Raw genomic sequence first — 12,190 nt, 5'->3', positions numbered from 1 at the left:
TTCAGTTTTGCTAATGTGCTTGAAGACGTCGCCGTGGAAGCGTGCCCGCTGCACGGGCGCGGCGACGGATGCCCCGCTCCGGCGGCCGGTCGCGCAGCGGGCGAATTCCTCCACACTGGCGGGTACCGCCCATGAGCCTCCTCAATCCGCAACTCGCCGCCTTCGCCGCCGTGCTCGAGGAGGGCAGCTTCGACGGGGCCGCCCGGCGGCTCTCGCTGACGCCGTCGGCGATCTCGCAACGGATTAAGGCGCTGGAGGATCGCCTGGGCCAGGTGCTGCTCCTGCGCCGAGCGCCTTGCACGGCCACGGCCGCCGGCGAGCGGCTGTTGCGCAGCGTGCAGCAGATGCGGCTGCTGGAGGCCGAAACGCTGGAGGCCTTCCACGTGGAGCCGGCCAGCGCCGGGCCGGGCTCCGTCGCGATCGCCGTCAATGCCGATTCGCTCGCCACCTGGTTCGTATCCGCGCTGGCGGACCTGCACGCGCAGCACGGGATGCTGTTCGACGTGCGCGTGGAAGACCAGGACCATTCCGCCAACCTGCTGCGCGACGGTTCGGTGCTCGGCGCCGTCACCGCCATCGCCCGGCCGGTGCAGGGCTGCAGCGTGCAGAAGCTGGGCGTGATGCGCTACCTGCCGGTCGCTTCGCCCGCCTTCGTCGAGCGGCACTTCGCGCGCGGCGTCGACGCCACCTCGCTGGGCAGGGCGCCGATGCTGGTGTTCAACCGCAAGGACACCCTGCAATGGCGCTTCATCCATGGCGTGACGCGCGCCCGGCTGGCGCCGCCGATGCATTACCTGCCCTCCGCCACGGCCTTCGTGGAAGGCGCGGCGCTCGGCATGGGCTGGGCGATGGCGCCGGAGAGCATGCTCGGGCAACCGTTCGCCGCGGGAACGCTCGAGGCGATCGTTCCCGGCCGCTGGCTGGACGTGCCGCTGTACTGGCAGCACTGGTCGATCCGCTCCGCCACACTGTCGACGGTGACCGCGATGCTGCTGCGCGCCGCCCGGCAGGGCCTGCGAAACCCGCAGCGGGCCTGACCGCGGAGCCGCGGCAAAGGAAAAGGGCCGCGTCGCCGCGGCCCTTTTCCGGTCGGTCGTGTCGACCCGGTTACTTCTTCATCAGCTTCGCAAGCGTCTTGCCCAGGTCGGCCGGCGACTTCACCGTGGTGACGCCGGCCTTCTCCAGCGCGGCGAACTTCGCCGCGGCGGTGCCCTTGCCGCCGGAGATGATCGCGCCGGCGTGGCCCATGCGCTTGCCGGCCGGGGCCGAGGCGCCGGCGATGAACGACACCACCGGCTTGGTCACGTACTCGCCGATGAACTCGGCGGCGTCTTCCTCGGCGCTGCCGCCGATCTCGCCGACCATGATGATGCCCTCGGTCTGCGGGTCGTCCTGGAACAGCTTCAGGCAGTCGATGAAGTTGAGGCCGTTGATCGGGTCGCCGCCGATGCCGATGCAGGTGGACTGGCCCAGGCCCTCGTTGGTGGTCTGGAACACCGCTTCATAGGTCAGCGTGCCGGAACGCGACACGATGCCGACCTTGCCCGGCTGGTGGATGTGGCCCGGCTGGATGCCGATCTTGCATTCGCCCGGGGTGATGATGCCGGGGCAGTTCGGCCCGATCAGGATGGTTTCCGGATGCTGCGCCAGCACGTTCTTCACGCGCAGCATGTCGAGCACCGGGATGCCCTCGGTGATCGCCACGATCACGCGGATGCCGGCGTCGACCGCTTCCAGGATGGAGTCGGCCGCGAACGGCGGCGGCACGAAGATCACCGACGCGTCGGCGCCGGTTTCCTGCACGGCCTCATCGACCGAGTTGAAGACCGGCAGGCCGATGTGCTCGGAGCCGCCCTTGCCCGGGGTCACGCCGCCGACGACCTTGGTGCCGTAGTCGAGGCACTGCTGCGCATGGAAGGTGCCCTGCTGGCCGGTGAAGCCCTGCACGATCACCTTGGTGTTTTTGTTGACCAAAACGCTCATGGGAATGTCCTGTGTTCGTGTAGGAGCGCACCCTGTGCGCGACCGCTCTTCGTCACGTGACGGAAAGCATCGCGCACGAGGTGCGCTCCTACATGGTTATTTGGCTGCGGCCACGGCTTTCTGCGCCGCGTCGTTGAGATCGTCCGCCGGCGTGATCGCCAGGCCGGAATTGGCCAGCAGTTCGCGGCCCTGATCGACATTGGTGCCCTGCAGGCGCACCACCACGGGAATCTTCAGCCCGACTTCCTTCACCGCCGCGATGATGCCCTCGGCAATCAGGTCGCAGCGCACGATGCCGCCGAAGATGTTGACCAGGATGGCCTTCACCTTGTCGGAGGAAAGAATCAGCTTGAACGCCTCGGTGACGCGTTCCTTGGTGGCGCCGCCGCCGACGTCGAGGAAGTTGGCCGGCTCGCCGCCCGCCAGCTTGATCACGTCCATGGTGGCCATCGCCAGGCCGGCGCCGTTGACCATGCAGCCGATCGAGCCGTCCATCGTCACGTAGTTGAGGTTGTTCTGCACCGCGGCCGCCTCGGCGGCGTCTTCCTGGGTGAGGTCGCGCATCGCGGCCAGGTCGGGGTGGCGGAACTCGGCGTTGTCGTCGGAGTTGACCTTGCCGTCCAGCGCGGCGAGGTTGCCGTCGGCGAGGATCGCCAGCGGGTTCAGCTCGACCAGCGACAGGTCCTTCTCGTTGAACAGCTTGTACAGGCCCAGCATGATCCTGGTCAGCTGGTTGACCTGCTTCGCGTTGAGATCCATCGCGAAGCCGAGCTGGCGGCACTGGTAGGGCTGCAGGCCCTCGACGAAGTCCACCACGATGGTGTGGATGTCCTCGGGGGTGTCCTTGGCGACCTGCTCGATGTCCACGCCGCCGTGCTTGGAGGCGATGAACGAGACGGCCTTGGAATCGCGGTCCACCAGCACCGACAGGTACAGCTCCTTGGCGATGTCGGTGGCGTCGGTGACCAGCACCAGGTTGACCGGCAGCGCGCGGCCGGCCGACTGGTAGGTCTCCATGCGCGTGCCGAGCATGCCCTTGGCGGCGGCGCGGACGTCGTCGAAACTCCTGCAGAACTTCACGCCGCCGGCCTTGCCGCGGCCGCCGGCGTGGATCTGCGCCTTGACCATCCATTGCGTGCCGCCAAGCGCCTTGGCGGCATCGACGGCGGCGTCGGGGGAGTTGGCGATCTTGCCCGGCGGCACGGCAATGCCGTACTGCGCGAACAGTTCTTTGGCCTGGTATTCGTGGAAATTCATTCGATACCTCGAGCGAACGGGAAACGGGTGACGGCCGCACGCGGACACAGCAGCGTGGGTCAGGAGGTCGGACAGCGGATGAATGCGCCGCCGGGATGCATGCGCCTGCCATACAACCGGCAACATCTACGCAACATGGCCGCCTATTTTCGCGGAAGCGGGCGCCGATGGAAAGTGTCGCCCGCCCGGAAGCCCGCGTGGCGCGGTTTCATGCGCTTTCGGCCGCTCCGCACGGCGCCGGCCGGCCCGTCTATACTCGCCGTGAACCGTCGGGGACGCTCCAAAAATCCATCCAGCTGCAGGCGGCACGATGTCCAGCACACCCTCTCCAACCAGCGCGCGCGCGGGTACCGCGACGGTTCGCCACGAGCTGTCTTTCCTCAATGCCTTCCGGCTGGTGCAGGCGCTGGTCTACGTCGGCCTGGCCTTCAGCCCGCCGGGCCTGGGCTGGCCGGTGCTGGCCGTGCCCGACTTCGCCCGCGGCATGGCCATGCTGTACCTGGTGTTCGCGCTGCTCATGCTGCTGTTCAACCGGCGCAGCATGCCGTACGCGCGAGCGGTGGTGGCCTCGACCCTGGCCGTGGACATCACCGCCGCGGTGCTGGCGATCGTCGCCATGCACGACGCGCGCATCGGCATCGCGATGATGCTGGCGGTGAACCTCAGCGCCGGCGCGCTGATCCTGCCGCTGCGGCTGTCCAGCTTCTTCGCCGCGCTGGCCACGCTGGGCATGCTCGGGCATACCTTCTTCGGCAAGTCGGCCGAGAGCCCCGGCGACCGCGACCTGCTCGAGGCCGCGCTGTTCGGCCTCGCCTACTTCGCCACCACCACGCTGTGCCACGTGCTGGGCCGGCAGCTGCGCGCCACCGAGGCGCTGGCCGAGCAGCGCAGCACCGACCTGGCCAACCTGGCCCAGGTCAACGAACTGATCATCCGCCGCATGAAGACCGGCGTGCTGCTGGTGGACGATGCCAACCGCATCCACCAGATCAACGAGTCGGCGTGGATGCTGCTGGGCAACCCCGGCGCCGACCAGCGCGACCTCGGCCAGCTGGCGCCGGAACTGTCGCGCCGGCTGTACCACTGGATGACCTCGGGCAAGCTGGACGAGACCGCCACCCAGCTCGCCGACGGGGTGCCCGAGGTGGTGCCGCGCTTCACCCGGCTGGCGCCGAACGACGACTCGCACGTGCTGATCTTCCTCGACGACACCTCGCTGCTGTCGCGCCGTGCCGAGGAACTCACGCTGACCTCGCTGGGCCGGCTGTCCGCCTCGATCGCGCACGAGATCCGCAACCCGCTGGCGGCGATCCGCTACTCGGCGCAACTGCTCGCCGAGTCCCGCAGCATGGACGCCACCGACCAGCGCATGGTCGAGATCATCAACAACCACTGCATCCGGCTCAACGAGATCATCGAGAACATCCTGCAGCTGTCGCGGCGTGAACGTTCGCGCCCGGAGACGCTGGACCTGGGCCACTGGGCGAAGAACTTCGTCGACGAATACCAGCAGGGCAACGACCTCGGCGCCGACTCGCTGCGCGCGATCGCCGGCAGCGGCAGCCCGGTGGCGGCGGTGGCCGATCCGCAGCAGCTGCAGCAGGTGGTGTGGAACCTGGTGCAGAACGCGCTGCGCTACGGCCGCCTGCCCGGCGAACCGGCGCGGGTGATGGTGGTCACCCGCCAGGGCGAGCACGGCGTGCCGATCCTGGAGGTGATCGACCGCGGCCCCGGCATCGCGCCGAAGGTGGCTGCGCAGATCTTCGAGCCGTTCTATACCACCCACGAATACGGCACCGGCCTGGGCCTGTACCTGGCCCGGCAGATGAGCGAGGCCAACCAGGCCGCGCTGGAGTACGTGCGCGTGGCCGGCGGCGGCAGCTGCTTCCGGCTGGTGCTGACGCCGCCGGCGCGCAGCCCGGCCGATCCCGCCGAGACCGCCGAAGCCGCCGCGCGCTGAGCCGCCCTCAGGTCGAACGCAAGATCAGGCTGACCGGCAGGGATTCCGAGCTGGCCGGTTCGCCCTCGATCAGCGCCAGTACCTTGCGCGCCAGCAGCATGCCGCCTTCCTGCCAGTCCTGCCGCACCGAACTCAGCGGCGGCAGGAAGCTGGCGCCGAGCGGCATGTCGTCGTAACCCACCACCGACACGTCGGCCGGCACCGAGCGCCCCAGGTCCAGCGTGGCGCGGATCGCGCCCATCGCCAGCAGGTCGTTGCAGGCGAAGATCGCGTCGAAGCCGACCTTGCGCTCATTCAGGGAGCGCACCGCGTCCATGCCCGAGTCCATGGTGAACTCGTCGCGCCGCATCAGCAGCGGCTTGATCCCGCGCACCGCCAGCGCGTCGATGAAGCCGTTCAAGCGCTCGAAGATCTCCGGGTGGCTGGGATTGCCGATGAACACCGGGCGGCGCCGGCCAAGCGCGATGAAATGCCGTGCCACCACCGCGCCGCCGAGGCGATTGTCGCTGCCCACCACCACATGCGTGTCGCTGGCCGACTGCGCGCCCCATACCACCATCGGCAGGTTCAGCTTGTCGAACCGGCGCACCGCGTCCTGGTGCGCACCCTGGCCCAGCAGGATCAGCCCGTCGGCGGCCTGCACCGCCGCCGCGCTGGCGCCCTGGCGGGTGGTCAGCAGCACGCTGTAGCCGGCCGCGGTCAGTTCCTGCGAGATGCCGCCCAGCAGCACCAGCGGGTACGGATCGAACATGGTGCGGTCGGTGGACGGCTTCATCTCCACGATCACCGCCACGGTATGGCTGCGGCGCAGGCGCAGGTTGCGCGCGCTGATGTTGAGCTTGTAGCCGTGCTCGCACGCCAGCGCCTGGATCCGCTCGCGGGTTTCCGGATTGACCAGCGGGCTGTCGCCCAGCGCCCGCGAGACGGTGATCTTGGAAACCCCGGCCAGTTGCGCCAGGTCGGCCATGGTCGGGCCGCCCGACGCGTGCCTGCGCGTGCCCTTCTTGCTCAACTATCCGATTCCCTGTTGGTCTGGCCGATCCGGTGACGTGGCGCCGCCGGGCTACGGCAATGGCCGGCACCGGCGCCCGCAGTGTGTCGACATTCGCCTTGCCGATGCAACCTCGCCCCGCGCGCGCGCCGGCAGCGCGCCGAGGCAAGCGGAAAGCACGCACCCATGGCCCTTCTCCCTCGCCCCGGAACGGTTTGGACAAGTCTGCCGCATCAAATGTTATCGGTATCTTGATACCGATAACATTTGATGCCAAGCTCCCCGCCAGCCTGGTGCGGGACGGCCCATGCCATGCGAATCGGGGAGATTTATCGTGGAACACCAGATGACGGCAGCAGCGGGCCTCGATGCCCGGCCGCCCGAGAGGCAGGCCGTGGACGATCCGTGGCTGCTGGTCCGCCATGGCACCGACCCGGCCGGCTTCGCCCGGGACGAGAGCCTGTTCGCCCTCGCCAACGGCACGCTCGGCGTGCGCGGCAACCTGGAGGAAGCCGACAGCGCCAGCCAGGCCACCCTGCTGTCCGGAGTATGGGAACGCACCCCGATCGAGTACCACGAGCGCTTTCCCGGTTTCGCCAGCCATACCGACACGCGCATCCCGGTCGCCGACGCCACGCACATTCGGCTGCGCCTGGGCGACACGCCGGTGCGGCTGGACCAGGGCGAGTGGCTGCAGTTCGAGCGCATCCTCGACCTGCGCCACGGCTGCTACCGGCGGCGGCTGCGCTGGCGCTCGCCGCAAGGCGCCACGCTGGAGATCGAGGCCGAACGCCTCGTCAGCCTGGCGGAGGCCGGGCTGCTGGCGATCCGCTACCGCGTGCGTTCGATCGACTACCGCGGCCCGGTCACGCTGGAGTCGTCGATCGGCTGCGGGCGCGAGGCCGTCGGGCAGGGCGATGACCCGCGCATCGGCAGCCGCCTCGCGGGCGGCCTCACCACCTGGGCCGCGCAGGCGAACGAGGCCTCGGCCTGGGTCGGCCAGCAGACCACCCACAGCGGCATCCGGCTGGCCTGCGTGCAGCGCCACGAACAGGCCGCCGGCCTCGTCTTCCGCAACGCCGGCCGGACCACGGATGGCGTGATGCAGGCCTATGCCGGCACGCTGGCGCCGGGCCAGAGCGTGGGCCTGGACAAGTACGTCGCCTACGCCTTCACCGCGCCATTCGCCACGGATTCCGCCGACACCCTGCCGGCCCGGGCCGAGGCCACGCTCGCCGCGGCGATCGCACTCGGCTACCCGGCCCTGCTCGAACGGCAGGCGCGGGTGCTGGCCGGATTCTGGGCGCAGGCCGACCTGGCCATCGCGGGCGACCCGGCGACCGAGCGGGCGCTGCGCCTCAACCTGTTCCACCTGTTCCAGTCCAGCGGCCGCGACGGCCACAGCAGCACCGCCGCCAAGGGACTCACCGGCGAGGGCTACGAAGGCCACTACTTCTGGGACGCCGAAGCCTTCATGCTGCCGGCGCTGGTCACCCTGGCCCCGGAACTGGCGCGCGCCATGCTGGCGTACCGCCACCGCACGCTGGGCCATGCGCGCCGGCATGCGCGTGAACTCAATCATCTGCGCGGCGCGCTGTACGCCTGGCGCACGATCAGCGGCGACGAATGCTCCGCGTACTTCCCCGGCGGCTCGGCGCAATACCACATCAACGCCGCGGTGGCCTGGGCGGTCCGCCTCTACGTCGACGCCAGCGGCGACCAGGCGTTCCTGCTCGAATGCGGCGCCGAGATGATCTTCGAGACCGCGCGCATCTGGCTGGAGATCGGCCATTTCAATCCGCGCCGCGGCGGCGCGTTCTGCATCCACGAGGTCACCGGCCCGGACGAGTACTCCGCCCTGGTCGACAACAACCACTACACCAACCGCATGGCGCAGCGGCACCTGCGCGACGCGGCGGCCACCGCCGAATGGATGGCGCTGAGCCACCCGGCCGACTACGCCGCGCTGGCCGCACGGATCGGCCTGCAGGCCGACGAACCGACGCAGTGGCTGGCCGCGGCCCAGGCGATGCACCTGCCGGTGGACGCCGCGCTGGGCATCTTCCCGCAGGACGACGGCTTCCTCGACAAGCCGCGGCTGCCCGCCGCGCTCGCCACCACGCCGGACAAGCGCCCGCTGCTGCTGCGCATGCATCCGCTGGGCATCTACCGCCACCAGGTCTGCAAGCAGGCCGACGCGCTGCTCGCCCTGATGCTGGCCGGCGAGCAGGTGGACGTGGCCGCCAAGCGGCGCAACTTCGACTACTACGAAGCCATCACCGTGCACGACTCCACCCTGTCCGCCTCCACCTTCGCGGTGATCGCGGCCGAGGTGGGCTACGCCGACAAGGCGCATCGCTATTTCCTCGACACCTTGCGGGTCGACCTGGACGACCTGCACGGCAACGCGGCGCACGGCCTGCACATGGCGGCGATGGCCGGCAGCTGGCTGGCGCTGACCTGGGGCTACGGCGGCCTGCGCGTGCACGATGGCCTGCCCGCGCTGGCGCCGCGGCTGCCGGCGGCATGGCGCAGCTACCGCTTCGGCCTGCGCTGGCGCGACGCGCACCTGCGCGTGGAGGTCGACGGCGACGGCGTGCAGTACACGCTTACCGAAGGCAGCGCGCTCACCTTCCTGCACGACGGCCTGCCGCAACGCCTGCATGCCGGCCAGCCGCTGCGCCTGCCCTGCGCGGGCGTCGTCGCGCCGACGCCGTTGAAGGCAGTGGTGTTCGATCTCGACGGCGTGCTCGCCGACACCGCCGTGCTGCATCGCGCGGCGTGGCAGCAGCTGGCCGACGAGATCGGCGCGCCGCTCGACGAGGCCACCGCCGGGCGCATGAAGGGCGTGGACCGCCGCGGTTCGCTGGACATCCTGCTGGAGCGCGCGCCGCGCTCCTACAGCGAAGCGGAGAAGGTAGCGCTCGCCGCGCGCAAGAACAGCTACTACGTCGAACTGATCGGGCGCCTCGGCCCGCAGGACCTGCTGCCCGGCGCGCGCGCCGCGGTGGAGTCCGTGCGCCGCGCCGGGCTGAAGACCGCGCTGGCCTCGGCCAGCCGCAACGCGCCGCAGCTGCTCGACCGGCTGGGCATCGCCGCGCTGTTCGACTACGCGGTCGATGCCGGCCGCATCGCCCGCTCCAAGCCCGACCCGGAAATCTTCCTGGCGGCGGCGAGCGGGCTGGGCGTGGCCCCGGAGGAATGCCTCGGCGTGGAAGACGCCGCGGCGGGCATCGCCGCGCTGCACGCGGCGGGCATGGCGGCGGTCGGCATCGGCCGCGCCCAGGAGCTGGACAAAGCGGATGTGCTGTTGCCGGACATTGCCGCGTTCGACATCAGCCGTTTCATTGCATGAGCGGCCATTCCGCGCGGCCGGCATGGGCTTCGCGGCGAAAATAATCCAATCCAACTATTGGTGGGGAGTGACGTAAATGAAGAGCAAGCAGCTGTCCAGACTGAGTCTTCCGGTGGCGATAGCCGCCATCCTGTTCTGCGGCACGGCCATGGCCCAGGACACCACGCCGGCGCAGGGCACCCAGGCGCCGGCGAGGAAGAGCACGGCCCAGCAGAAGAAGGCCGATGTCGGCCAGGCCAAAAACCTCGAGCAGGTGGTGGTAACCGGCAACACCGCCACCGGCGGCCTGAAGAAGATCGACACCAGCTACTCGGTCACCGCCGCCTCGGCCGAGCAGATCAAGATGGCCAACCCGAAGAGCACGGCGGACCTGCTGAAGATCTCGCCCGGCATGTGGCCGGAATCCACCGGCGGCCAGACCGGCGCCAACATCGAGATCGCCGGCTTTCCGGGCGGCGGCGACGCTCCCTATTTCTCCACCCAGCTGATGGGCTCGCCGCTGTACGGCATGCCCACGCTGTCGTTCTTCGAAACCACCTCGATCTTCCGCCTCGACGATACCGTCGAGCGCGTGGAGATCCTGCAGGGCGGCCCGTCGGTGGTGTTCGGCGACGGCCAGATCGGCGCCACCGCGAACTTCATGCTCAAGACCGGCACCGACGTGCCCGGCGGCAGCGTCGGCGTCACCTACGGCAGCGAGAACCTGCGCCGCGTCGACGGCTTCTTCGGCTTCCCGATCGCCAAGAACTGGTACGGCAGCGTCGGCGGCTTCTGGCGCACTTCCGACGGCGTGCGCGACCCGCAGTTCGCCGCGGACAAGGGCGGCCAGCTCACCGCCACGCTGAGCCACGACAGCGACAACGGCAGCATGACCCTGTACGCGCGCCAGCTCAACGACCGCAACCAGTTCATCACGCCGATCCCTCTGCTCCAGCACGGCACCGACCAGTTCAGCGCCTACCCCGGCTTCGACCCGCTGACCGACACCTACTACAGCAAGGCGATCCAGCACGTGCACCTGCCCGGCTACCCCGGCGGCGGCACCGACGCCAACCTGGCCAACGGCCGCGGCACCAAGTTCAGCTTCTTCGGCGGCAACTTCGACTACGACCTGGGCAACGGCTGGAACCTGTCGGACAAGTTCCTGCTCGACGGCGGCGACGTCGACACCAACGCGCTGTTCTCGGGCAACAACCCCGGCCGCATGAACGACATGCTGTACACCGATACCGCGAGCATGGGCGCCTTCAACCTGCCCGCCGGCTCGGCCACCGCCAGCTACGTGAACGGCGGCGGCGCGGTCGACCCGAACCAGAGCGTGATCTATCAGGGCTGGTGGTACATCCACAAGCACCTGAAGAACATGAGCAACGACTTCCGCCTGAGCAAGGAGCTGTTCGAGGGCAACACGCTCACCGGCGGCCTCTACGTGGCCCACTACACCATGGACGACAAGTGGGCACTGGGCAACCAGATGCTGATGACCAACACGCCCAACGCGCAGCCGATCCGGGTCAGCTACGTTGACAACGGCCAGACCAAGTACCTCACCGACGGCCAGGGCTTCCTCGACTACGGCGGCTACAACATCGCCCAGCACGGCGACGCCACCAACAAGGCGTTCTACCTGTCCGACGTGTGGCGCATCGGCAAGTGGTTGATCGACGTGTCCGGCCGCATCGAGAACGAAAACGCCACCAACAACGTCTGCAACCTCACCAACGTCAACCTTGACGGCAACCCGAACACGCTGTACGACAACAGCGTGCCGGTGTGCAACGGCACCTACGCGCAGACCCGCTATGACAAGACCCACCCGTCGTGGACCGTCGGCGTGAACTACGAGCTGGCCGACAACATGAGCGTCTACGTCCGCGCCAACCGCGGCGCGCACTTCGGCGACTTCGACAACGCGCTGCGCGGCAACACCACCGGCAATACCCCGCCGCTGGAGAAGGTGCAGAACTTCGAGGGCGGCTTCAAGTACCAGTCCGACCTGCTCTATGCCGACATCAGCGTGTACCACCGCCAGTTCAACGGCCTGACCTACCAGCCCACCAACAACCAGGGCGTGCCGGTCGGCGCGCAGGCGCTGTACGGCTCCGACTCCAAGGGCGTGAACCTCGCCGGCGCGGTCACGCCGTTCGAGAACTTCAAGGTGCAGGTGGTCGCCAACTACCTCGACGGCCACTACTCGCACAACAACTCCTGTTTCCTGTACACCGACCTCGCCAGCGGCTCCACCCAATGCATCGGCATCAACGGCAAGCAACTGCAGCGCCAGCCGAAGGTGCGCTACATGCTCACGCCGAGCTACCGCCTGCCGTTCGCCTGGGGCGATATCACCGCCTTCGTGACCTACACCCACGTCGGCCCGCACACCCAGGACCAGTCCGGCCTGCAGCAGCTCGGCAGCTACGACACCTGGGACTTCGGCATCGTCGCCAACGTGGAAAAGAGCTGGCAGATCCGCCTGCAGGGCACCAACATGACCAACGAACTGGGCCTGACCGAGAGCAACTCGCGCATCTTCGGCTCCGCCGCCGGCACTGATGGCGTGATCCTCGCCCGCCCGATGGAAGGCCGCGAGGTCAACGTGACGGTGAAGTACCTGTTCTGAGCCTGGGCTTGTTGCAGGGCGCGC

At 68.9% G+C, this 12,190-nt stretch carries 7 protein-coding genes; 4 read left to right on the top strand and 3 right to left on the bottom strand.

Annotated elements, in window-relative coordinates:
- Positions 1-131 precede the first annotated feature (131 nt).
- Positions 132-1,037 (top strand): LysR family transcriptional regulator ArgP, encoded by a 906-nt coding sequence (locus tag RHOFW104R8_RS03960; protein WP_068096496.1) that lies wholly within the window; start codon positions 132-134, stop codon positions 1,035-1,037.
- Positions 1,038-1,107: 70 nt separating this feature from the next.
- On the opposite strand, the gene sucD is transcribed toward RHOFW104R8_RS03960, so the two are convergent.
- Both sucD and sucC read right to left on the bottom strand, forming a co-directional pair.
- A complete protein-coding gene (gene sucD / locus RHOFW104R8_RS03955; RefSeq protein WP_068096497.1) occupies positions 1,108-1,983 on the bottom strand; it encodes a succinate--CoA ligase subunit alpha in 876 nt (291 codons plus the stop codon).
- A 96-nt stretch (positions 1,984-2,079) separates the two neighbouring features.
- Positions 2,080-3,240, bottom strand: coding sequence for an ADP-forming succinate--CoA ligase subunit beta (sucC, locus tag RHOFW104R8_RS03950; RefSeq protein ID WP_068096503.1), 1,161 nt, complete (start codon positions 3,238-3,240; stop codon positions 2,080-2,082).
- Between the two features lie 310 nt (positions 3,241-3,550).
- On the opposite strand from sucC, the gene RHOFW104R8_RS03945 reads away from it, so the two are divergent.
- Positions 3,551-5,200, top strand: coding sequence for a PAS domain-containing sensor histidine kinase (locus tag RHOFW104R8_RS03945; protein WP_068096506.1), 1,650 nt, complete (start codon positions 3,551-3,553; stop codon positions 5,198-5,200).
- A gap of 7 nt (positions 5,201-5,207) precedes the next feature.
- Here RHOFW104R8_RS03945 and RHOFW104R8_RS03940 read toward each other — a convergent pair whose 3' ends face one another.
- A complete protein-coding gene (locus RHOFW104R8_RS03940; protein WP_082823514.1) occupies positions 5,208-6,212 on the bottom strand; it encodes a LacI family DNA-binding transcriptional regulator in 1,005 nt (334 codons plus the stop codon).
- 325 nt (positions 6,213-6,537) lie between these two features.
- On the opposite strand from RHOFW104R8_RS03940, the gene pgmB reads away from it, so the two are divergent.
- Complete coding sequence (pgmB, locus tag RHOFW104R8_RS03935) at positions 6,538-9,546, top strand: beta-phosphoglucomutase (protein ID WP_407071426.1); 3,009 nt, start codon at positions 6,538-6,540, stop codon at positions 9,544-9,546.
- A 76-nt stretch (positions 9,547-9,622) separates the two neighbouring features.
- Positions 9,623-12,166 (top strand): TonB-dependent receptor, encoded by a 2,544-nt coding sequence (locus RHOFW104R8_RS03930; protein WP_068096508.1) that lies wholly within the window; start codon positions 9,623-9,625, stop codon positions 12,164-12,166.
- Positions 12,167-12,190 lie beyond the last annotated feature (24 nt).

Source organism: Rhodanobacter sp. FW104-R8, from assembly GCF_001617365.1.
Taxonomy (GTDB): domain Bacteria; phylum Pseudomonadota; class Gammaproteobacteria; order Xanthomonadales; family Rhodanobacteraceae; genus Rhodanobacter.
The sequence above is the reverse complement of the archived record's forward strand: the minus strand, read 5'-3'. Positions and strand labels throughout refer to the sequence as shown.